Source organism: Streptomyces sp. CA-210063 (assembly GCF_024612015.1).
Classification (GTDB): domain Bacteria; phylum Actinomycetota; class Actinomycetes; order Streptomycetales; family Streptomycetaceae; genus Streptomyces.
In genome coordinates this window covers 873,055-894,786 of sequence record NZ_CP102512.1, presented here as the reverse complement: position 1 = coordinate 894,786, position 21,732 = coordinate 873,055, and the positions used below count along the sequence as shown (strand labels likewise).

18 protein-coding genes are annotated in these 21,732 nt (G+C 70.3%); 13 read left to right on the top strand and 5 right to left on the bottom strand.

From position 1 onward, the window contains the following. Positions 1-254 precede the first annotated feature (254 nt). Positions 255-1,292 carry a LacI family DNA-binding transcriptional regulator gene (locus JIX56_RS03900; RefSeq protein ID WP_257537355.1) on the top strand — a complete coding sequence of 346 codons (1,038 nt, stop codon included), beginning with the start codon at positions 255-257 and terminating at the stop codon, positions 1,290-1,292. Positions 1,293-1,515: 223 nt separating this feature from the next. Further along, on the top strand, positions 1,516-3,576 hold the full coding sequence (locus JIX56_RS03895; RefSeq protein WP_257537354.1) for an RICIN domain-containing protein: 2,061 nt from the start codon (positions 1,516-1,518) through the stop codon (positions 3,574-3,576). Between the two features lie 255 nt (positions 3,577-3,831). Here JIX56_RS03895 and JIX56_RS03890 read toward each other — a convergent pair whose 3' ends face one another. Continuing rightward, on the bottom strand, positions 3,832-5,121 hold the full coding sequence (locus JIX56_RS03890; protein WP_257537353.1) for a cellulase-like family protein: 1,290 nt from the start codon (positions 5,119-5,121) through the stop codon (positions 3,832-3,834). 158 nt (positions 5,122-5,279) lie between these two features. Between JIX56_RS03890 and JIX56_RS03885 the strand changes: the two genes are divergently transcribed. Beyond that, the gene (locus JIX56_RS03885; RefSeq protein ID WP_257537352.1) at positions 5,280-7,328 is read left to right on the top strand and encodes a glycoside hydrolase family 2 protein; all 2,049 of its coding nucleotides are present in this window, start codon (positions 5,280-5,282) and stop codon (positions 7,326-7,328) included. Positions 7,329-7,383: 55 nt separating this feature from the next. On the opposite strand, the gene JIX56_RS03880 is transcribed toward JIX56_RS03885, so the two are convergent. From JIX56_RS03880 to JIX56_RS03870, 3 genes are read right to left on the bottom strand one after another with little or no spacing between them, the layout of a single operon-like run. Next, positions 7,384-8,310, bottom strand: coding sequence for a carbohydrate ABC transporter permease (locus JIX56_RS03880; protein ID WP_443032024.1), 927 nt, complete (start codon positions 8,308-8,310; stop codon positions 7,384-7,386). 2 nt (positions 8,311-8,312) lie between these two features. Next, positions 8,313-9,281 carry a carbohydrate ABC transporter permease gene (locus tag JIX56_RS03875; protein ID WP_443031756.1) on the bottom strand — a complete coding sequence of 323 codons (969 nt, stop codon included), beginning with the start codon at positions 9,279-9,281 and terminating at the stop codon, positions 8,313-8,315. Continuing rightward, positions 9,281-10,630 carry an ABC transporter substrate-binding protein gene (locus JIX56_RS03870; RefSeq protein WP_257537351.1) on the bottom strand — a complete coding sequence of 450 codons (1,350 nt, stop codon included), beginning with the start codon at positions 10,628-10,630 and terminating at the stop codon, positions 9,281-9,283. The genes JIX56_RS03875 and JIX56_RS03870 overlap by 1 nt, the downstream gene beginning before the upstream one ends. A 178-nt stretch (positions 10,631-10,808) precedes the next feature. On the opposite strand from JIX56_RS03870, the gene JIX56_RS03865 reads away from it, so the two are divergent. The 9 genes from JIX56_RS03865 to JIX56_RS03825 all read left to right on the top strand — a co-directional run bounded on the left by JIX56_RS03865 (position 10,809) and on the right by JIX56_RS03825 (position 18,387). Further along, on the top strand, positions 10,809-11,552 hold the full coding sequence (locus JIX56_RS03865; RefSeq protein WP_257537350.1) for an SDR family NAD(P)-dependent oxidoreductase: 744 nt from the start codon (positions 10,809-10,811) through the stop codon (positions 11,550-11,552). 67 nt (positions 11,553-11,619) lie between these two features. Continuing rightward, the gene (locus tag JIX56_RS03860) at positions 11,620-12,366 is read left to right on the top strand and encodes a FadR/GntR family transcriptional regulator (protein ID WP_257537349.1); all 747 of its coding nucleotides are present in this window, start codon (positions 11,620-11,622) and stop codon (positions 12,364-12,366) included. Continuing rightward, positions 12,363-13,508 carry a galactonate dehydratase gene (gene dgoD / locus JIX56_RS03855; RefSeq protein WP_257537348.1) on the top strand — a complete coding sequence of 382 codons (1,146 nt, stop codon included), beginning with the start codon at positions 12,363-12,365 and terminating at the stop codon, positions 13,506-13,508. Before JIX56_RS03860 ends, dgoD begins: the two co-directional genes overlap by 4 nt. A 70-nt stretch (positions 13,509-13,578) precedes the next feature. Then, positions 13,579-14,199 (top strand): bifunctional 4-hydroxy-2-oxoglutarate aldolase/2-dehydro-3-deoxy-phosphogluconate aldolase, encoded by a 621-nt coding sequence (locus JIX56_RS03850; protein ID WP_257537347.1) that lies wholly within the window; start codon positions 13,579-13,581, stop codon positions 14,197-14,199. Positions 14,200-14,249: 50 nt separating this feature from the next. Further along, entirely contained in the window at positions 14,250-15,170 is a 921-nt protein-coding gene (locus JIX56_RS03845) for a sugar kinase (RefSeq protein ID WP_443032023.1), read from the top strand. 15 nt (positions 15,171-15,185) lie between these two features. After that, the gene (locus tag JIX56_RS03840) at positions 15,186-16,073 is read left to right on the top strand and encodes an SMP-30/gluconolactonase/LRE family protein (RefSeq protein WP_257537345.1); all 888 of its coding nucleotides are present in this window, start codon (positions 15,186-15,188) and stop codon (positions 16,071-16,073) included. 272 nt (positions 16,074-16,345) lie between these two features. Further along, complete coding sequence (locus JIX56_RS03835; RefSeq protein WP_257537344.1) at positions 16,346-17,344, top strand: glycerate kinase; 999 nt, start codon at positions 16,346-16,348, stop codon at positions 17,342-17,344. A gap of 232 nt (positions 17,345-17,576) precedes the next feature. Then, entirely contained in the window at positions 17,577-17,996 is a 420-nt protein-coding gene (gene panD, locus JIX56_RS03830; RefSeq protein ID WP_257537343.1) for an aspartate 1-decarboxylase, read from the top strand. A gap of 46 nt (positions 17,997-18,042) precedes the next feature. After that, complete coding sequence (locus tag JIX56_RS03825; protein WP_257537342.1) at positions 18,043-18,387, top strand: GNAT family N-acetyltransferase; 345 nt, start codon at positions 18,043-18,045, stop codon at positions 18,385-18,387. Between the two features lie 459 nt (positions 18,388-18,846). Here JIX56_RS03825 and gndA read toward each other — a convergent pair whose 3' ends face one another. Further along, on the bottom strand, positions 18,847-20,286 hold the full coding sequence (gndA, locus tag JIX56_RS03815) for an NADP-dependent phosphogluconate dehydrogenase (protein WP_257537340.1): 1,440 nt from the start codon (positions 20,284-20,286) through the stop codon (positions 18,847-18,849). 336 nt (positions 20,287-20,622) lie between these two features. Between gndA and JIX56_RS03810 the strand changes: the two genes are divergently transcribed. Beyond that, positions 20,623-21,729, top strand: coding sequence for a transglycosylase family protein (locus JIX56_RS03810; protein ID WP_257537339.1), 1,107 nt, complete (start codon positions 20,623-20,625; stop codon positions 21,727-21,729). Positions 21,730-21,732 lie beyond the last annotated feature (3 nt).

Below are 21,732 nucleotides of genomic sequence, written 5' to 3'. Positions count from 1 at the left end.
CGTCGAGTCGTTCCGTATGGAGAAAACACTGCTTGAACTGCAGCAATGGGTGTCGGGCACGTTTCCTGGAGCGCCTGCGGCAACGCCCTCCGCCCGGCCGCGGGCCCCGGCGTCCGCTCGCGTCGGAGGCAAGTGGCGTTGCGAAAACTCTTGACGTGTTCTCGGCGGGTGCGTAGACATTGACCGCGCGGTCAGACCGCGTGGTCATGTCACTGACCTAGCTCGATGTAGGCACACGGTCGTTGGGAGACTTCATGGCAACAGGGGTGGAGCGTGGTGTCGGCTCCTCCGCGCCGCGCAGTGAGGACGTGGCCAGGCTGGCCGGCGTCTCACGCAAGACGGTCTCCCGGGTCCTCAACAACGAGCCGTACGTCTCCGACGAGTCCCGCCGACGTGTCCTGGCAGCCGCCGAGGAACTCGGCTACCGGCTGAACCACGCGGCCAGGGCACTGGCCTCCGGCCGTACCCGCTCCATCGGTGTGGTCGCTCTGGCGACAGCCGGGTACGGAACCGCCTCCCTGCTGGTGGGCATCGAACAGGCCGTACGGGACGCCGGTTACGCGCTTCGCGTGGTCAACACCCCCGACGGCGACCCGGAAAGCATCGCCGGCGCCGTGGAGTCACTCCTCGAACAGGGAGTGGACGGCATCGTCGTCTCGGAACCCGTCGTCGAAGGAGAAGTCCCGCTCGGTGTCGACGTACCGGTCCTCTTCCTGGGAGCACCACCCGCCTTCACCGCCGCCCGGACACTGAGCGTCGGCGTGGGTGCCCGTCAGCTGGCGCGCGCGGCCACCGAACACCTGCTGGACCTGGGGCATTCGACCGTCCATCACCTCGCCGGACCGCGGCGGTGGTACGCCACCAAGGACCGCATCGAGGGATGGCAGGCGGCGCTGGCGGCACGAGGCGCGCACGAACCGCCCGTGCTCAACGGCGACTGGTCTGCGGCCTCCGGGTACGCCGCGGGCCTCGGGCTGGCCTCGGACCGATCGGTGACCGCGGTGTTCGCCGCGGGCGACGAGATGGCCATCGGACTGATCCACGGCCTGCGGGAAAGCGGTCGTCGTGTGCCGGAAGACGTCAGCGTGGTCGGATTCGACGGCAACCCCGTCTTCGCCTACGTCTCACCCCCGCTGACCACCGTCCGCCAGCCCTTCGAGGCCGCATCCCACCAAGGAATCCAGCTTCTTGTACACGCCATCGAGAAGCCCGACACCGAACCGCCACCGGCGAACGACCCACCCGTCGAACTGATCGTCCGCGGTTCCACCGCACCCCCGCCCTCCCTCTGATCCACCCCGCACCCCGTGCACTGCTCCGGCGCACCCACACGCCGGGGCGCTCCACCTCCACCGTTCCGCGCTTGTCGCGCCGTGCCCCCCGCTCGCGAGCCGTGCCCGGCAGTGTCGCCCGGCTGTCCGCCGGGCCACGCGCCCAACGAACTCCGCCGCGTCACCCTGAGTCGTTCCGAGCCGGCGGCGGAAACCGAAACACACCTTCCCCCTGGGAGCCGCAATGTCCCCTGCGCAGGCAGGCGCCAGACCCGGCGCCGCTCCGCGTTCCCGTCCCGTCTTCTTCTTGTCCCTGGCTTTCGTCCTGCTCGTCACGGCGGTGGCCATGGTCATGCCCGCCGGCCGTGCGGACGCCCTGGCCCGTCCCTCGCAGACGATGTACACCCCGCCGTCGAGTGCGCCCTCGCCCGGGTCGCTCTACCCGCGGGGGATGCGGATGCAGCACAACGGCTCCGCCAACGGCACCATCCTCGCGACGTTCGAGCAGTACACCTCCGGCACGCCGGTCCTCCCCATCTACCGCAGTACGAACAACGGCACCTCCTGGACGAAGATCTCCGAGGTCGCCGACACCCAGAACGGCTGGGGCATGCGCTGGCAGCCCGAGCTCTACGAGCTGCCCACGGCGGTGGGCGGCTTCCCCGCGGGAACCATCCTCGCCGCCGGGGCTTCCGTCCCCGCCGACCGCTCGGCCATCAAGATCGATGTCTATGCCAGCACCGACCGCGGACAGACCTGGAGCTTCGTCAGCAACATCGCCACCGGCGGCCCGGCATTCGACCAGAACGGCAATGGCAACACCCCCGTGTGGGAGCCGTTCTTCCTCCACGCCAACGGCAAGCTGATCGTCTACTACTCCGACCAGCGCGACCCCGACCACGGCCAGAAGATCGTCCACCAGGTCACCACGGACCTCCGCAACTGGGGGCCGGTCGTGGACGACGTGGCGATGCCCACCTACAGCCAGCGCCCGGGTATGGCCACCGTCGCGCAGCTGCCCAACGGCAACTACGTCATGACGTACGAGTACGGCGGCTCGCCCTCGGGCAACTTCGCCGTCTACTACAAGATCTCCGCCGACCCGGAGGCTTTCGACTCCGTCACGGGCATTCCCCTGCGGTCGACGGACGGCGCGGTCCCCACCAGCACCCCGTACATCACGTGGCTGCCCACCGGCGGTCCGAACGGCACGCTCGTCGTCGGCGCCTACAGCACCACCGACCTGTTCCTCAACACGCAGAACGGCGCCGCGAACACCTGGACGCGCATCCGCTCCAACGTCGCCAACGGCTACAGCCGCGGCATGGTGCCCCTGCCCGACGGCCACAGCCTGCTCGTGCTCAGCGGCGGCAACGGAGGCAGCAACCTCTCCAACCCCGTCACCTACAGCACCATCGACCTGGGCGGCGGCATCTCGGACGGTGCCACCTACACCATGTCGAACGCGGGCTCCAGCCTCATGCTGAGCATCGCGGGCGGCTCCACCACCAACGGCACGAACGCCACCCAGCAGACCCCGACCACCTCCACCAACCAGCAGTGGCGCTTCGTGCAGCAGAGCTCGGGCTACTTCGAGATCTTCAACGTCGCCAGCGGCAAGGTACTCGGCGTGGAGAACCAGTCCACCGCCGACGGCGCCAAGATCCTCCAGTGGGACGACAACGGCACCCTGGACCACGAGTGGGCCGTCGCCCCGCACCAGGCCGGCGGGTACACCATCACCAACCGGGTGACCGGCAAGCACCTGGAGATCCCGAACGCCTCCACCGCGGTCGGCACCGCCGCCGTCCAGTGGAGTGGCACCAGCTGCGCCTGCCAGCGCTGGAACCTCACCCAGACCGCCCTGCCGCCGCTGGGTACCGGTCAGTACGTCTTCGTCAACAAGAACAGCGGGAGGTACCTGGACATCCCGCAGGGATCGACCGCCACCAACACGGCAGTCCAGCAGTGGCAGAACTCGGCCTGTCTCTGCCAGATGTTCACCTTCCAGCCCGCCGGCAGCGGAGCCTGGACCATCAGGAACGCCAACAGCAACCTGAACCTGGACATCCGTAACGGCTCCACCACCGCCGGAGCGGCCGTCGTCCAGAACACGCCGTCCGCCGCGAACTCGCAGAAGTGGACCCTCACCGACGCGGGCAACGGCTACTACGCACTCAAGAACGTGGGCAGCGGCTTCAACGCCGCCGTCGCCCAGTCCTCCACCAGCAACGGCGCGGCAGTCGTGCAGTGGAACGCCCTGGACCTCGACGACCAGCTCTGGAAGATCGTCCGCATCAACTGAGTGGCTGCGTATGGTGCGGAGAGCGGGCGTGTATCCAGCCCGCTCTCCGTATTGGTCAGGCGGGGAGCATGCAGGCGGCGGGTCTGGTCCAGCGCGCGGAGGATCTCCGCATCCTCAGCCACACGGCCAAGACCGGACAGGCCGTCCTTGTGGTCGACGGGCGGCCTGCCCAGGCGGGTACCGGTTCCGGCGCGGGGTCCCGTCATCTCGCGCATCGCGGGACCACCGGTGTTCCCGGCCGCCGCCGGGGCGTGATCAGGCCGCGGTGATACGGGCGTTGACCCGCTGCATCCAGTCCCGGTCGGTGTGCCACATGGGGTGGTGCGGGGCCGCGTTGGAGGTCAGGACGACGCCCTGGAAGCCCGCGGCGAGGCAGCGGTCGACGACGAACTCGGCGATGTCCTTGCCGACGGCGTCCTCCTCGAAGCGCGTCAGCAGCGGGGTGTAGCCCACGACGCCTTCGCCGAGGACGGCGGGGATGCCACGGTGACGGGCGAAGTCGGCGACGGAGTCGACCCATCCGGCCAGTGTGTCCCGCATGGCCTGCCGGTGGGCCGGATAGTTCTCGTAGAGCCACAGGTCCCAGCGGTCGGGGTCGACCCAGTCGTGTGCGTAGAACAGTTCGCGCGGGATTCCGGTGGCGGCCAGTCGCCAGGGTTCGTCCGGCTGGTAGTCGGCGAAGGCGGGCGCGTCGGGGCGCAGCATGGCGGCCAGTTCGGGCGTGGGCCAGGTGGCCGTCTCGGGCGCCGCCTCGGTGCCGTGCCCGAGTCCGACAGCCTCGTAGAGCGCGCCGAGCACGCCGTAGACGTAGAAGTGGAAGTGCGCGATCTGCGCCCCCTCCGGCAGGTCGTCGATCTCGCTCGGCCAGGGCTCGCCCAGCGAGTAGGTGACGGGGATGCCGGGGTGGCGGGCCCGCAGCAGCTTCACGGCGCGGTCGAGGGGGCCGCGCAGATAGGCGTAGTGGGTGGCGCCGTCGCGCGGTACGAGGGAGCAGTTGTCGACCTCGTTGTGCACCTCGACGTAGGCGACGTGGTCGGCCAGCCCGCGCTCGGTGAGGAAGTCGAGGAGTTCGGCGAGGGCTTCGGCCACCGCCTTCGCGCGGTCCGGGCCGGGCACCTCGGCCAGGGCGCGGTGCCAGACGTCGGTGTCGGCGAAGCTGGGGGACTGCTGGTACTCCCAGGAGGACACGACCACCTTGCAGTCGTGGCGGGCGGCGGCCTCGAACAGCTCGACGAGCCGTCGGCGGCCGTCCAGCGGATAGCCGCCGCGCACGTCGTACCAGCGGGTGCGCTGTCCGAACTCCCCGCCCAGGCCGCGGACCTCGATGGACTCCGGGTCGGGGACGCGGCCGGAGAACAGCAGGAAGGGCATGGCGCAGACGCGCACGGTGTTGAAGCCCCGGTCCACGGTCTCGGCGAAGGCGCGGTCGAGGTCGGCGAAGGGCTCGCCGGGTCCTGCCTGCGTGTACCAGCTGAAGTCCCACAGGGTGATGGCGAGTCGGCCCGTGGTCTCGCTCGTGGTCGCTTGCTGTTGTGCGGTGGTCATGAGGTCACCCGTCTTCGTGTGCGGTGGGACGCCGTCGGCGGCTCGACGGCATCACGCTAGCTCAATTCATTATTTATGAATAATCCTTGACGAGGGTAACGGGGTTGTCCAGGCTGTGGGGCGGACGAACACGTATGTGCATCGAGGAGCCGCCTGTCATGACCGAATCCATCCACCCGTCCCGGCGCACCGTCGTCACGGCACTCGGCGCGGCCGCCTTCGTCGCCCTGCCGGCCTGGCCGGAGACGGCGCGAGCGGCGGACGGCCCGGCCGCGGCCGCCGCGAACGGCCCGGTTCTCGACACCCACCCCGCCACCGAGCCCTCCGGCACCCATGTGCGCGCGGTCGGCGGCACCAACGTCGTCTTCCAGTACGGCACGGTGCTCCCCGCCTTCGACGGCTGGCGCACCCACGAGCCCACGCGCGACTACCTGTCCCTGGACAAGCGGTGGCGCTTCCGCTTCGACCCCGCCGACCAGGGACTCGACGAGGGCTGGCAGTCCCCGCGCCACGACGACCGGGCCTGGGACCTCATCGACGTCCCGGCGGCCTGGGACCTGCTGAACACCCCCGGCTTCGGCTCGGAGACCGCCCCCTTCGGCCAGGGCACGGCGTTCGCCGACGGCTACGCCTGGTACCGCACCACCGTCGACGTGCCCGCGTCCTGGCGTGCCCGGCACGTACGCGTCGCCTTCCTGGCCGCCGGCTACAGCGCCGAGGTCTGGCTCGACGGCAAGCACCTTGGCAAGCACGAGGGCGCCAACTCGCCCTTCGCGCTCCCGGCGGCGGGGGCTCTGAGGCCGGGGACCCGCCAGACGATCGCCGTGCGGGTCTTCCGCCGGGCCAGCTACACCGACTACACCGCCGCGACTCCGCAGCCGGTCACCGACGACCACGAACTGCCGTACAAGCCCGTCGACTACTGGCCCTACGCGGGTCTGACCCGGTCGGCGTGGATCGAGGCGGTCCCGCAGGTCACCGTCGCCAAACTGCTCGTGTCCGCCGCGAACGGGCGCCTGGAGGCACACGCGGTCGTCGAGAACCACGGCACCTCCGACTTCGACGGCCGGCTCACTCTGGATCCCGGCCGGGGGAGCGGCGCCCGGCCCACCGTCGTCGCGGCCAGGATCGCGGCCCGGTCGGCGGGCGTCGTACGGGTCGCGGTCCGTATACCCGGCGCGCCACGCTGGAGCCCGGCCGCGCCGCACATGCTCACCGCCCGCGCCACCCTGACCGCCGGGAGAACCGCGGGCCCACGGGTCGACACGCTGTCCACCGCCTACGGCGTACGCGAACTGACCGTAGCCGACGCCCAGTTGCGGCTGAACGGCAAGCCGCTGTTCCTCAAGGGCCTCAACTGGCACGAGGAGACGGCAGCGCACGGCAGGGCGATGACACCGGCCGAGTACGACCGGGAACTGGGCCACATCACGGCAGTGGGCGCCAACTTCATCCGCAACTGCGTCTACAACCGCCACCCGTACGTCTACGACTGGGCGGACGAGCACGGCATGCTGGTGATGGACGACATCGACACCATGTGGCTCAACACCCCGCAGGAAAAGCTCCAGACCGAGCGCTACGGCCTCGCCCGCGCCCTGGCCCTGACCATGGCGTGGAACCAGCACAACCACCCCTCGGTGATCCTGTGGGGCCTCCAGAACGAGTCGGAGATCGACCCCGACGGCGCCCCCGTCTACCGGGCCTGGCTCGCCGATCTCAAGGCCGCCGTGAAGGCCGTCGACCTCACCGCCCGCCCCGTGACCTGGGCCTCCAACACGAGCAACGACCCCGCGTTCGACCTCGCCGACGTCATCGGGTTCAACGAGTACTTCGGCTACTTCTACGGCAAGGACGCCGACCTCGGCCCCACGCTGGACGCGGTGCACGCGAAGTATCCCGACAAGCCGATCCTGATCACCGAGAACGGCACCTGGTCCGTGGCCGGCACCCACGGCCCCGCCACCACGCAGGGTACGGAGGAGTGGCAGGCGGCGAGCTTCACCGTGCACTGGGACCAGGTGGCCGCGCGCAGCGAGTTCGTCGCCGGATTCACCTACTGGGTTCTCAAGGATTACAAACAGCGGGCCGGTTACAACCAGGACTACAACGGCATCTCCGTCATGGGGCTGCTCACCTTCGCCGAGGAGCGGCCCAAGCTCGTGTACGACGCGTTCCTGGAGGCGGTATACCCCAGGGGCAGGTGACCTTTCGGTAGACGCGGTGGCGTGGAGGGGAGGGGCGGGCCGCCCCTCCCCTCGCTCAGCCCTTGACGCTGCCCTGGGTCAGGCCGGAACGCCAGTAGCGCTGGAGGACGAGCATCGCGGCGGCCAGCGGGAGGATCGACAGGAACGCGCCGCCGATCGTGAGCTGGTAGAGCTCGGGATTGCGGTCGGCCGCCGACTGCCACGTCGTCAGGCCCAGGGTGATCGGGTACTTGCGGTCGTCGGAGAGCATGACCAGCGGCAGGAAGTAGTTGTTCCAGATGCCGACGAACTGGAAGAGGAAGACGGTCACCAGCGCGGGCGTCATGGTGCGCAGCACGAGGGTGCCGAAGATCCGCCACTCGCCGGCGCCGTCGACGCGTGCCGCCTCCAGCATCTCGACGGGCACCGCCGCCTCGGCGTAGATACGGCACAGATATACGCCGAACGGACTGACCACGCTGGGGATCAGCACGGCCCAGTAGGTGTTGGCCAGACCCACCTTGCTGAACAGCAGGTACAAGGGGAGGGCGAGCGCGGTGCTGGGCAGCAGCACACCGGCGAGCACCACCCTGAAGACCGTCTCCCGTCCGCGGAAGCGGTACACGGCCAGGGCGTACCCGGCGGCGCACGCGAGCAGGGTCGCCAGCGCGCCGCCGACCCCCGCGTACAGGAGGCTGTTCCACGTCCAGCTCCAGAACACGCCGTCGTTGTAGGAGAAGACCTGGGACAGGTTGTGCAGCCACTGCGGGTCGGAGAACCACAGGCCGAAACTGCCGAAGAGGTCGGCACCGCTCTTGGTGGAGGCCACCAGCAGCCAGTAGACGGGCAGCAGGAAGTAGAGCGCCGCGACGGTCAGCAGCGCGACGAGCAGGATCCGCGAGGGCTTCACGCCGCAGCGCGGCGTGCCGGCCCGGCGTCCTGTGGCGGCCCGTGGAGTTCGGGCGGCGGCGGCCGTCGGCTTCCTGACGTCGGGTGTGGACACGCTCACCGTGCATCCCTTCCCTTCCCGCGGTTCACCAGGCTGAGGAAGCCGAAGGACAGCACGCTCGCGACGAGGGCGAGGATCACCGACTCGGCTGCGGCGAGGTAGATGTTGTTGTTGGCGAACGCCTCGTTGTAGGCGCTCAGGTTCGGTGTGTACGAACTGGTGACCGTCGAGGTCAGCGGCTTGATGACGAGCGGCTCGGCGAAGAGCTGCAGCGTGCCGATGATGGAGAAGACACCGGTGAGGACGAGGGCGGGCCGGGCCAGGGGCAGCTTGATCCGGATCGCCGTCTGCCACGCACCGGCCCCGTCGATGCGCGCGGCCTCGTAGAGCTCCTGCGGGATCGCCTTGAGCTGGGCGACGATCACCAGCATGTTGTAGCCGGCGAACTCCCAGATCACGATGTTGGCGATGGACCACAGCACGCTGTCGTAGCCGAGGAAGTCGGGCGCGAGGCCGACCCTGCCGAGCAGGTCGACGACCGGGCTCACGCCCGGTACGTACAAGAAGCCCCACAGGATCGAGGCGATGACGCCGGGAACGCCGTACGGCAGGAAGTAGGCGGCCCGCAGGATCCCCGCCCAGCGGTGGGAGAGCGTGTCGAGGGCCAGTGCCAGCGCGGTGGCCAGCATCAGCATCACGGGGATCTGCACGACGCCGAAGAGCAGCACCCGCGCGAAGCTCTCCAGGAAGGCCGACTGCTGCAGGGCGAGGGAGTAGTTGTCCAGCCCGGCGAAGCCGACGGTGGCCGGACCCAGGCCCAGCGCACCGGAGCGGACCGGCTTGAGCATGCTCTGGTAGACGGCGTAGCCGAGCGGGAGGACGAAGGTGAACAGGAAGAGGGCGACGAAGGGGAGGAGGAACGTCCATGCCGCCCGGTCCGGACGCGCGGACCGCCGGCCGCCCGGTGTCGGTTTCATCGTCCGGCTCTCCGTCCGGTTCTTCGTCCGGCTGATCGCGGTGCTCATCACGCGCTCCTCGCCTTGAGTCCCTTGGCCAGCAGGTTGTCCACGGTGTTCTTCTGAGCGCCGGCCAGCGTCGCGGCGAGGGAACCGCCTCCGGCTATGGCCGCACCGAAGGCATCGCCGAACTGGGCGAAGTCGGCGTCCGTGGTGGGGGACCACTTCCAGGAGGTGTCGATGGCCCGGTCGGAGGCGGTGAACACGTCGTTGTACCGCTGGCCGCCGAAGAACGGGTCGGGCTTGTCGAGTGCCGATCCGCGGAAGACGCCGGTGGCGGCGGGCCAGCCGTAGCCGACCGAGATGTTCAGGTCCACGGCCTCGGGGTCGGTGTTGACCCAGTGCGCGAACCGCAGCGCCTCACGCGGGTGGCGGGTGCCCTGGAGGATGGCGGTGGACGATCCGCCCCAGTTGGCGGAGGCGTTGTCCCCCCGGGTCCACTGCGGCAGGGGAGCGACCCGCCACTTCCCCTTGGTGCCCGGGGCGTTGCTGCGCAGCATCGCGTCGCCCCACTGGGGGCCGACCCAGGCGGAGATCTGTCCGGTCTGGACCTGCCTGAACCAGGCACTGGACATGTCGGGCCCGACGAACACGAGGTCGTCGCGGACCATCCGCTCCCAGAAGTCGGCCACCTCGCGCGAGAGGTCGCTGTTCATGTCGACGATCCAGTCGTCGCCCTCGGTCCGTATCCAGCGCGCACCGCGCTGCCAGCACATCGCGGCGAACCAGCTCGGCTGGTTGGGCGCGAACGTGCACAGCCGGGCGCCGCCGCCGCGGGCCTTGACCACGCGGGCGGCCTGTTCGAACTCGGCCCAGGTGGCGGGCGCCTCGATGCCCCACTTCTCGAAGAGGTCCTTGCGGTAGAAGAGGCCCATCGGGCCCGACGCCTGCGGGATGGTACGGACCCGCCCGTCGAAGACGCCCTGGTTCCACTGCCACGGCACGTAGCTGTCGCGCAGCTCGTCGGCACCGTACGCGCTCAGGTCCGTCAGGCCGTTGACCAGCATGAAGCCGGGAAGCTCGTGGTACTCGACCTGCGCCAGGTCCGGCGGGTTCCCGGCCGTCAGCGAGGCGTGCATCTTCTGGTAGCCGCCCTGCACGTTCTGGGGGATGGTCTGCATCTCGACGTGGATGTCGGGGTGCGTCCGGTTCCACAGGTCGACGGTCTTCTGCATCGGCACCCAGGTCCAGAAGACGAGGTTCACCTTCTGTCCGGGGCGGGTGGCCGCCTGCCGGGTCGTGCGGGCGGCTCCCACGGTCTGACCGCAGGCGGTGAGAGCGGGAAGCGCGGCAAGTGCTCCGGTCGCCCCGGCGCCCCATCGGAGCACCGTCCTCCGCGAGGGTGGTGAGCTGTTCATGTGTGTCCCTTGTGTCCCTTGTGGCTTCTTCCGCGGCTCGCTCGTGCGGCAATGCCGGTCAGTCTTGGAGCGGCATCGCCACGCCGTCAAGATATATTCATAATTAATTGAAAGAGCTATGGTGGTGTCGTCAGCAGGCACCAGACGGGAGACGCGCACGATGACGGAGTGCCGCAGGATGGCGGGACGCGTGGCGGTGATCACCGGCGCCGCGCACGGGATAGGCGCGGCCACGGCGCGAAGGCTCGCCGACGAGGGTGCGACCGTCGTGGTCACGGACGTGGACGACACGGCGGGCAAGACGCTCGCCGCGGGCATCGAGGACGCCGGCGGCCGGGCGGAGTACGTACGGTGCGATGTGACCTCGGCCGCCGACTGGGCGAACCTGGCCCGCCACGTCGACGAGCGGCACGGGCGGCTGGACGTGCTGCACAGCAACGCCTTCGCCCAACTCAACAAGCCCGCCCACGAGTTGAGCGAGGCCGAGTGGGACGGTCAGATGGCCGTACTGCTGAAGCCGGCCTGGCGCGGGATGAAGACCTTCGCGGCCATGCTGCGCGAGGCGTCGGGATCCGTCGTCCTCACCTCCTCGGTACACGCCGTCATGGGCCTGCCCGGCCACGCCGCCTACGCGGCCGCGAAGGGCGCGCTGTGCTCGCTGGGGCGGCAACTGGCTGTCGAGTACGGGCCGGACATCCGGGTCAACACGGTGCTGCCCGGCCCCATCCTCACCGCGGCCTGGGACGGCATCCCGGAGTCCGAGCGGGCGCGCAGCGTGGCGGCCACGGCGGCGAAGCGGTTCGGGCAGCCGGAGGAGGTCGCCTCGGCGGTCGCGTTCCTGGCATCTGCGGACGCCTCCTATGTGACCGGCGCGAGCCTGGTGATCGATGGAGGATGGAGCGTCATGAAGGAGTCCTCGTGAGCGAGGCGTCCTGCGCGGGGAGCTGTACGCGGCATCCGCGAACAGCAACTGAACGGAAACGGAGAACGTGGTGACTCATCCCGGTAGGGGGCTGCACGGCCAGGCGGTGGAGGAGCTGGGCCGGCGCATCATTCGTGGCGACTACCCCCCGGGCTCCGTGGTGGACCCCGTCAAGTTCGAGACCGAGCTGGGCGTCAGCAAGACCGTCGTGCGCGAGGCGCTGCGCGTGCTGGCGTCCAAGGGCCTGCTGGAGTCGAAGCAGAAACGCGGGACGACCATCCGGCCCCGCGCCGACTGGAACCTGCTCGACAGCGACCTGCTGCGCTGGCAGGGCAGCAGCGCCCCCACCGACGGCTTCCTGGAGGATCTCGCCGAGGTCCGCGCGATAGTCGAGCCCGCCGGAGCCAGGCTCGCCGCGGCCCGCCGCACCCCCGCCGACCTGGACGCGCTGCGGCAGGCACTCGACGCGATGGCGGCGGCCGGGACGGACGCGGACGCGATGGTCGAGGCGGACCTGGCCTTCCACCGCGCCCTGCTGGACGCCGCGCACAACGAACTGCTCAGCCGGATGGAGGTCGTCATCGAGGCCGGTCTGCGTGTCCGTGACCGCATCGTGCACGGCGCCCGGCACTTCTCCGACTCCATCCCCGTGCACCAGGAACTGCTGGCGGCGGTCGAGGCGGGTGATCCGGACGCGGCGGTGGCCGCCGTCGAGTCACTGCTCGCGCAGGCGTCCCAGGACCTGGCGGCCGTAAAGGCCCAGGAAGACCTCGCCGACCTCGCGACCGACCCGCTCCCCGAGGAATCCCCTTGAAGATAACCGGACTTGAGACGTTCCTGGTGGCCCCGCGCTGGCTGTTCCTGCGCGTCGCCACCGACGAGGGCGTCACCGGCTGGGGCGAGCCCGTGATCGAGGGCCGCGCCGAGACCGTACGCGCCGCGGTCCACGAACTGGCCGACTACCTCGTCGGCCGGGACCCGCTGCGCATCGAGGACCACTGGCAGGTGCTCACCAAGGGCGGCTTCTACCGGGGCGGCCCCATCCTCTCCAGCGCCGTCGCCGGCATCGACCAGGCCCTGTGGGACATCGCGGGCAAGACCTACGGCGTCCCGGTGCACCGCCTCCTCGGCGGCCCCGTACGCGACCGCGTCCGGATGTACGCCTGGATCGGCGGCGACCGCCCCAGCGATGTCGCGGAGCTGGCCGAGGAGCAGATGAAGGCGGGCTTCACCGCCGTGAAGATGAACGCCTCGGCCGAACTCGCCCCGATCGACACCCCGGCACGCACCGCCGAGGTCGTCGAGCGCGTCGCTGCCGTCCGCGAGGTGCTGGGCGACGAGCGGGACATCGCCGTCGACTTCCACGGCAGGGCCTCCACCGCCATGTCACGCCGCCTGCTGCCCCTGCTGGAACCGCTGCACCCGCTGTTCGTCGAGGAACCCGTCGCACCGGAACACTCGGGCCACCTGCGCAGCCTGGTGGAGTCCACGAGCATCCCGCTCGCCACCGGCGAACGCCTGTACTCCCGCTGGGACTTCCGCGAGGTCATGACCAGCGGCATCGCCGTCGCCCAGCCCGACCTCTCGCACGCCGGCGGCATCTCCGAGGTCCGCCGCATCGCCGCTATGGCCGAGACGTACGACGTCGCCCTGGCCCCGCACTGCCCCCTCGGCCCCATCGCCCTGGCCGCAAGCCTGCAGATCGCCTTCTCCGTGCCGAACTTCCTCATCCAGGAACAGAGCATGGGCATCCACTACAACCAGCAGTGCGACCTGCTGGAGTACGTGATGGACCCCGAACCCTTCCGCTTCCAGGACGGATACGCCGTCGCCGCCTCCCGCCCCGGCCTCGGCGTCGACATCGACGAGAAGGCGGTACGCCGCGCCGCCGAGACCGGACACCGCTGGCGCAACCCCGTATGGCGGGGCGCGGACGGGGGTTTCACCGAGTGGTGAGCACCCCCAGGTACCGAATGGTGAGCACCATCAGGCCCGCACACCCCGAACCCAAGGAGAGCCCGCTCCCATGAACCTGGTGGAATCCCTCCGAGCCCACCGCCTGCTGGCGATCGTGCGGGGCAAGGACCCCTCAGCGGCCCTGCACACCGTACGCACTCTCACCGAGGAGGGCGTCGCGGCCATCGAGGTCTCACTGACCACCGCCGACGCCCTGACCGTCATCCGGCAGGCCCGCGCCGAACTCGGCCCCGACGCACTCCTCGGCGCTGGAACCGTGCGCTCGGCGGCGGACGCGGCCCGCGCCGTGGACGCCGGTGCGTCGTACCTCGTCACTCCGGCTCTGGTCGACGGGCTGGAGCCCTACGGCATACCCGTACTGATGGGTGCCCTGACGCCGACCGAGATCGAACTCGCCCTCGCACGGGGTGCCGCCGCGATCAAACTCTTCCCCGGCACTCTGGGCGGCCCCGGTTATCTGCGGGCCCTGCGCGACCCCTTCCCCGAGGTGCCGTTCGTACCCGTCGGCGGAGTGGACGCGCAGGTGGCCCGCGACTATCTGGAGCGGGGTGCCCTCGCCGTGGGCGTCGGCTCACCTCTTGTGGGGGACGCGGCCGACGGTGGCGACCTCGATCAACTCCGGGCCCGAGCGGCCGAGTTCCGCAAGGTGGCCGCAGGGGAGACACCGTGACGACACCGGTCGGCCAGGCCGCGCCCGAGGTGGTGACCTTCGGCGAGACGATGGCGGCGCTCCGCGCCCACGGCGCACTGCGGCTCGGCGGCAGCCTCGGCCTGTCGGTCGCGGGAGCCGAGTCCAACGTCGCCATCGGCCTCGCCCGGCTCGGGCACCGGGTGCGCTGGGCCGGCCGGGTCGGCGCGGACGAACTCGGCGCGCTGGTACTGCGCACCCTGCGCGCCGAGGGCGTCGACATCGACCACGCGGTCACCGACGACACCGGCCGCCCCACGGGACTGCTGCTCACCGAACCCCGCCTGGGCACGCTCACGCGCGTCAGCTACTACCGTGCCGGTTCCGCCGGTTCGGCCGTCTTACCGGCCGACGTCCTGCCCGCGCTGGCTCCGGAACCCCGCATCCTGCATCTGACCGGCATCACACCGGCGCTCAGCCGTTCGGCGGCCGAGGCCGCCCTGGCCGCCGCCACCACAGCCCGCGAAGCGGGCATCACCGTATGCCTCGACGTCAACCACCGCTCCCGGCTGTGGACCGCCGACCGCGCCCGCACCGCCCTCCGGCCGCTGTTGGCCCGTACCGACCTGCTCATCGCCTCCGAGGACGAACTGCCGCTGGCGCTGGAACGACCCGGTGCGGGCGAATCCGAGGCCGTGCACAGCATCCTGGCGGCAGGCGTGACCGAGGTGGTCATCAAACGGGGCGCACAGGGCGCGACCAGCGTCACCGCCGACGGGGCGACCGACCGCGCGGCGCGCCAGGTCCACGCCGTCGACCTGGTCGGCGCGGGCGACGCCTTCGTGGCCGGATACCTGTCCGGACTCCTCGACGGCGCGGACGTCCCCGCCCGGCTGCACCGAGCCGTCACCACCGCGGCGTTCGCCGTCGCCACCCGGGGCGACTGGGAGGGCCTTCCCACGCGGGACGAACTCGGCCTGTTCGACCAGCCCGACGGCACCACCATCCGCTGACCCAGGAGACGGAACATGACATCAACGGCACCGTCGGCGACGCTCCTCGTGGAGGGAGCATACGAACTCGCCGAGGGCGGCCGCTGGTTCGACGGCCGGTACGTGTACGTCGACATCCTCAGCGGCCGGCTCTTCGAAGTGCCCGACGACCGCGACGACACCGGACCGACCGAACTCGCCTGTCTCGACGTACCGTTGGGCGCCGTCGCGCCGGTGTACGGCCGACCGGACACCTGGATCGCCGCCGCGGGCACCGGCATCGCGCTGCTCACCCCCGACGGCACCCTGGAATGGCTGGACCGCCCCGAGGACCGCACCCCGGTCCCCAGCCGGATGAACGACGGCGTCGCAGACCGCGCCGGGCGCTTCTGGGCCGGCAGCATGGCCTACGACGGCACCCCCAGCGCGGGCTCCCTCTACCGCACGGACCCCGACGGCACGGTGGTACGCGTCCTCGACGGCCTGACCATCGCCAACGGCCCGGCGTTCACCGCCGACGGCACCACCATGTACGTCGCCGACACGGCCGTCGGCACCGTCCTGCGCTGCCGGGTCGACCCCGTCTCGGGCGACCTCACCGGTGGCCCGGAAACCTTCGCCCAACTGCGTGACGGCGAAGGCAGCCCCGACGGAATGACCGTCGACGAGGAGGGCTGTCTGTGGGTCGCGCTGTGGGGAGCCGGGGCGGTCCGCCGCTACCATCCCGACGGACGCCTGCTCCACACCCTGACCGTCCCCGCCCCGCACCCCACGTCGGTGTGTCTGCACCCCGACGACAACCGCCTCTTCGTCACCACGGCCCGGTACGGGGTGCGGGACCCGACCGCGATCTCCGGCGCGGTACTCGGCATCCCCGTACCGATCAGGGGAACGGCAGCCTGCTCCTGGCGGGGCCGGCTCTGAGACGCACATCGACCCGGGGTTGCATCAACGGGGCCTTCGGCCTGTGCCGGTACTGACAGGCCACGCCTATAGGGGGCATTGATTTTGGTCGTGGACCCCTCATCTGTGGCCCGGTTCACTGTGGCGAAAGTCGGCGCGGACCGATCGGGCTCGATACCACGCGATCAGGGAGGCCGCAATGACGCATCCCCCGGGCAACGGACGAGTCGAACAGGCCGTGCGTATCGCGGCGAAGCCGTGGTACCGGCAGTTGTACGTCCAGGTGACTCCCGTTGGCGGACGGGGGCGAGGGGAGCGTGGCCGCCACCTGCGCGGGCCGGTTCGGCTCCGAGAAGATCATGGTGACCGGCCCGACCGGCCGGCCCGTCACGGCCGAGGTCGCGGTGCGCGGCCGTACCGTTCTCATCGAGGCGGCGGCCATCTGCGGACTGGGTGTTCTGCCGGGCGGGCGCAAGGCGCCCCTCACGGCCACCAGCCGAGGCATCGGCCAGGCCCTCCAGTACGCGCTGGCCGACGAGGCGGACACGATCGTCCTCGCGCTCGGAGGGGTCGCCACCACCGACGGTGGCGCGGGCCTGCTGCAGTCCCTCGGCGCGACGCTGGCCGGGGAGGACGGCACACCGATCGGCCTGGGCGGCGCGGGACTCGCCGCTCTCCGCACGGTTCACCTCGCCGAGGCCCGCGCGGCCTTGGCGGGAGTGGACCTCGTCCTCGCCACCGACGTGGACAACCCGCTGCTCGGGACGGCGGGCGCGGCCGCCGTCTACGGCCCCCAGAAGGGGGCGACCGCAAGCGAGGTGCGGGAACTGGACGACGCGCTCGCCGGCTTCGTACGGCGACTGGAAGCGGCGGGCGTCGCAGAAGCGGCAGGTCTCGCCGATGTCCCCGGTGCCGGGGCGGCCGGCGGGCTCGGGTATGCCGGGATGCTGCTGGGCGGGCGGGTGCGGTCGTGGCCGACTACTTCCTCACCCCGCTCGGTGCCGACGAACTGCTGGCCGGGAGCGACCTCGTCGTCACCGGCGAGGGCAACACGCGAGTCGCTGCAGATCCGCAAGACCTGGTCCGGCGAACGCGAGGCACGCCTCGACGCATTCCGCTGGCTCGACCGCTACAACACCTGTGGGGCATCAGCAGTCGTCGGTCCACTCGACCGCCTAATGTTTCGGGACCGGATGAAGCCCCGGGCTGCCGAGTGCGTGAACGACTTCCAGGTCGATGCGGAGGATGGCTCCGTGCTCGAAGAAGTGCTTGCCTGGCGCATCGTCAGGTAAATCAGCATCCGGTCAGCATTAGTTCTCGCGCACTCCGAGACAGGTGCTCGAGCGGGTGCTTGGCCGACGATGGCGCAACAGCCTGGTTGGCGTGGAAGCCCAGGCAGGGAGCCTGCTCGCAGAGTGAAGCGATGTTCCTCACAATCATCGACTCCGACACGTGCCGGTGTACAGTAAATACCGCCCTTGACCTGCAGAAAGCAGGCAGGGAGCCGTCTTCCAGGAGTCCAAAGTGCTGCGTACTCTGTTCAAGTCCAAGATTCACCGTGCCACGGTCACCCAGGCCGACCTGCACTATGTCGGATCGGTGACCATCGACGCCGACCTGCTCGACGCCGCCGATCTGCTGCCCGGCGAGCTCGTGCACATCGTGGACATCACCAACGGCGCCCGCCTGGAGACGTACGTCATCGAGGGCGAGCGGGGCTCGGGGGTCGTCGGGATCAACGGTGCCGCGGCCCATCTCGTCCATCCCGGAGATCTCGTGATCATCATCAGTTACGCTCAGGTCTCCGACGCCGAGGCCCGGACCCTGGAGCCCAGGGTCGTGCACGTGGACCGCGACAACCGGATCGTGGCTCTCGGGGCGGACGCGTCCGAGCCGGTGCCGGGTTCGGACCAGCGGCGCAGCCCGCAGGCCGTCACCGCCTGAGGCCACGCGCGGCCGTACGGCGTCCCCACCGCACGTGAGGAGTGCCATGAGCGACGTACAGATCCGCGACGACCGGGCGGCCGGCCGACTGGAGGCCTTCGCCGGCGACGAGTTGGCAGGTCACATCCAGTACTTCGTCCTCGAATCCCCGCAGGGCGCGCTCGTCCCGGTCCACACGATCGTCGAGCCCGCGCACGAGGGCAAGGGCGTCGCGGGCTCGCTGGCACGGGAGCTGTACGGCATCGCGGCCCGCGAGGGCGTGGTCGTGGCACCCCTGTGCCCGTACGTCGTCAGGTGGGCCGAACGCCACCCCGACGAGGCCCCGGCCGCCGACCCCGAGCTGCTGCGGGCCGCGAAGGACTGGCTCAGCGCGCACCCCGAGGGGTTCTGAGGGGGCCGCCACCGAGGCCGGTCACAGCGGTTCGGTCGACCGGGTGACTGCCCGTGCGGGTGACGGGTACCCGTGGCACAAGTCCATGGCCGACGTACTCACTGGCTGGAGGACGCGATGACGCACCCAGACCCGGACCCCGTGAAGCCCGGCCCCACCCCGGGCCCGGGCCCCGACCACCCGGAACCCTTCCCGCCGACCCCGTTCCCGGACCCGGTCCCCACTCCCGACCCCCGCCCCACCCCGGAACCGGACCCGGTGCCCAAGCCCCCGGGCCCGGACCCGGTCCCGGGCGAACCGAAGCCGGGCCCTGTGTCGTAGCAGGTGTCGGGCAACAGCAGATCGGCCCGGCAGGAACTTCTCCCTGCCGGGCCACATCAAGCAACTCAGGGGCGCGGGGAACTGCGCGACCAGCCACACGCGACCGCAGTCGCCAACCGGTCCGCACCCCCCACCTCCTTAGGCCTCGATCTCAGACCGCCCCTGCCCCCACATCGTGTGGAACGACCCCTCCCGGTCCACCCTCCGATACGTGTGCGCCCCGAAGAAGTCCCGCTGCCCCTGCGTGAGCGCCGCAGGCAACCGCTCGGCACGCAGCGCGTCGTAGTACGCCAGCGCCGCGGCGAAACCGGGCGTGGGCACACCCTGACGCGTGGCGGCGACCAGCACCTCACGCCAGTCGTCCTGCGCCGCCGCGATCTCCTGGGCGAACGTCTCGTCGGAGAGCAGGCTCGGCAGGTCGGGCCGCGCGTCGTACGCCGCGCGGATCCGGTCGAGGAACGCCGCCCGGATGATGCAGCCGCCACGCCAGATGGAGGCGACCCTGCCCAGGTCGATGTTCCAGTCGTACTCGTCGCGGGCCGCGTCGATCTCGTGGAAGCCCTGGGTGTACGACACGATCTTGGACGCGTACAGCGCCTGCTCGACCCGGTCGGCGAAGGCACCCGCCTCGGCCGCGCTGAGCGGCGTGGCCTTCGGGCCGGCCAGCGAGCGGGAGGCCTCGCGCAGCGCGGCGTGACCCGACAGGGACCGCGCGAAGACGGCCTCGGCGATGCCGGACACCGGAACGCCCAGGTCCAGCGCGATCTGGACGGTCCAGCGGCCGGTGCCTTTCTGCTCCGCCTGGTCCACGACCACGTCCACGAACGGCTTGCCGGTCGCCTCGTCCACGTGCGCCAGCACCTCGGCCGTGATCTCGATCAGATACGAGTCGAGCCGCCCGGTGTTCCAGGTGCGGAAGATCTCCGCGATCTGCGCGGGGGTGTAGCCGGCCACGTCGCGCAGCAGCTGGTACGCCTCGCCGATCAGCTGCATGTCGGCGTACTCGATGCCGTTGTGGACCATCTTCACGAAGTGCCCGGCGCCGTCCGGACCGACGTGCGTCACGCAGGGCGCCCCGTCGGCGGCCTTCGCGGAGATCTTCTCCAGCATCGGGCCGAGGGAGTCGTACGACTCGGCCGGGCCGCCCGGCATGATGCTGGGTCCGTTGAGCGCGCCCTCCTCACCGCCGGAGATGCCCGCGCCGACGAAGTGGATGCCCTGCTCGCGCAGCGCGGCCTCACGGCGGCGGGTGTCGGCGAAGTGCGCGTTGCCGCCGTCGATGATCATGTCGCCGGGCTCCAGGAGCGGTGCGAACTCCTCGATCACCGCGTCCGTCGGTCCGCCCGCCTTCACCATGACGACCAGCCGCCGGGGCCGCTCGAGCGCCTGCACGAACTCCTTGGCGCTCTCGGCCGCGATGAAGTCGCCCTCGTGTCCGTGCTCCTTCACCAGCGCGTGGGTCTTCGCCGCCGAGCGGTTGTGGACGGCGACCGTATAGCCGTTGCGCGCGAAGTTGCGGGCGAGGTTGCTCCCCATCACCGCGAGGCCCGTGACGCCGATCTGGGCTGAAGTGCTCATACGGTTGGCTCCTATGGATCCTGATATCGGTGGTGCCGTTCCTGCCCGCCAGTATTGTCCTTCCGGCCATCCTGACGTGCACCGGCCCCGTCCGCACTGCGCGGCTTGCCGGGCTTGAGTACGCGGGAAGGGCCCTACCTGCCTCAATGGGGCGCGCAACCAGGTGAATTGTGCGCCGTCCTCGGTCACGCGCGCGCCGGACAGGGGAACTTACGCGCCGGAGCAGGTCGCATACCCGCCACTCACGGGACTGGAGCGGCTGAATTTTCGTCTTGTCCTGGCCGGTTCGTGGCGCTTACTTTTGCGGCTCATGGCATAGGCGAGGGGGGCTTCTCCATGGCCGTACGCGGTCGGCACCGGCGGTACCAACCGAACAGGATCAACCGAGCCTCACTCACCGTGACGGCGGGCGGTGCGGGGATGGCGCTCCCGCTGATCGGCACCGGGGTCGCGGAGGCGGCCGATGTCGAGACCTGGGACAAGGTCGCGGCCTGCGAGTCCACCAACGACTGGAACATCAACACCGGGAACGGCCACTACGGCGGTCTCCAGTTCACCCAGTCCACCTGGGAGGCCTACGGCGGCACGGCCTTCGCCGCCCGCGCGGACCTGGCCACCAAGGAACAGCAGATAGCGATAGCCGAGAAGGTCCTCGACGGGCAGGGCCCCGACGCCTGGCCCGTCTGCTCGGAGCGCGCGGGTCTCACGATCGAGGACGTGAAACCCCAGACCACGCCCCAGTCGCAAGCGGGCAAGGTCGAGATGTACACGATCGTCCGGGGCGACACCCTCTCCGAGATCGCCGACTCCCAGGACGTACGGGGCGGTTGGCGCAAGCTCTACGAGGCCAACCGCAGGACCATAGGCTCCGACCCGGACGTGATAATCCCCGGCCAGCGGCTGAGCCTGAGCCCGACGGGCGAGAAAAAGGAACAGAAGAAGGAACCGAAGAAAGAACAGAAAAAAGAACAGAAGAAGGTCCAGAAAGAACAGAAGAAGGTCCAGAAGGAGCAGGCATCCGAGAAGCGGCAGGAGTCGGCGTCCCTCGTCGCCCCCGTGAGCGCCTCCCTCGGCACGCCCTACCGCGCCTCCGGTTCCTCCTGGTCGAAGGGCTACCACACAGGCGTCGACTTCCCCGTGGCGACCGGCAGCTCGGTCAAGTCCGTGGCCGCCGGGGAGGTCGTCACCTCGGGCTGGGGCGGTTCCTTCGGCTACCAGGTGGTGATCCGGCACGCCGACGGCCGCTACTCGCAGTACGCCCATCTGTCGGCGATCTCCGTGAAGGCCGGCCAGAGCGTGAGTGCGGGCCAGCGCATCGGCCGCTCCGGCTCCACGGGCAACAGCTCGGGCCCGCATCTGCACTTCGAGGTGCGGACGGGGCCCGGCTTCGGCAGCGACATCGACCCGATCGCCTATCTGCGGGCGGGCGGGGTCCGGATCTGACGT

Excerpts from the sequence above, each read along its gene's own strand:
- JIX56_RS03845 (WP_443032023.1), top strand. The coding sequence starts at position 14,250 with ATGGCGGCGCTCCGCGCCCACGGCGCACTGCGGCTCGGCGGCAGCCTC.
- JIX56_RS03810 (WP_257537339.1), top strand. The coding sequence starts at position 20,623 with ATGGCCGTACGCGGTCGGCACCGGCGGTACCAACCGAACAGGATCAAC.
- JIX56_RS03850 (WP_257537347.1), top strand. The coding sequence starts at position 13,579 with ATGAACCTGGTGGAATCCCTCCGAGCCCACCGCCTGCTGGCGATCGTG.
- gndA (WP_257537340.1), bottom strand. The coding sequence starts at position 20,286 with ATGAGCACTTCAGCCCAGATCGGCGTCACGGGCCTCGCGGTGATGGGG.
- JIX56_RS03825 (WP_257537342.1), top strand. The coding sequence starts at position 18,043 with ATGAGCGACGTACAGATCCGCGACGACCGGGCGGCCGGCCGACTGGAG.
- JIX56_RS03890 (WP_257537353.1), bottom strand. The coding sequence starts at position 5,121 with ATGACCACCGCACAACAGCAAGCGACCACGAGCGAGACCACGGGCCGA.
- JIX56_RS03900 (WP_257537355.1), top strand. The coding sequence starts at position 255 with ATGGCAACAGGGGTGGAGCGTGGTGTCGGCTCCTCCGCGCCGCGCAGT.
- JIX56_RS03840 (WP_257537345.1), top strand. The coding sequence starts at position 15,186 with ATGACATCAACGGCACCGTCGGCGACGCTCCTCGTGGAGGGAGCATAC.
- JIX56_RS03865 (WP_257537350.1), top strand. The coding sequence starts at position 10,809 with ATGGCGGGACGCGTGGCGGTGATCACCGGCGCCGCGCACGGGATAGGC.
- JIX56_RS03885 (WP_257537352.1), top strand. The coding sequence starts at position 5,280 with ATGACCGAATCCATCCACCCGTCCCGGCGCACCGTCGTCACGGCACTC.
- JIX56_RS03870 (WP_257537351.1), bottom strand. The coding sequence starts at position 10,630 with ATGAACAGCTCACCACCCTCGCGGAGGACGGTGCTCCGATGGGGCGCC.
- JIX56_RS03895 (WP_257537354.1), top strand. The coding sequence starts at position 1,516 with ATGTCCCCTGCGCAGGCAGGCGCCAGACCCGGCGCCGCTCCGCGTTCC.
- JIX56_RS03875 (WP_443031756.1), bottom strand. The coding sequence starts at position 9,281 with ATGAGCACCGCGATCAGCCGGACGAAGAACCGGACGGAGAGCCGGACG.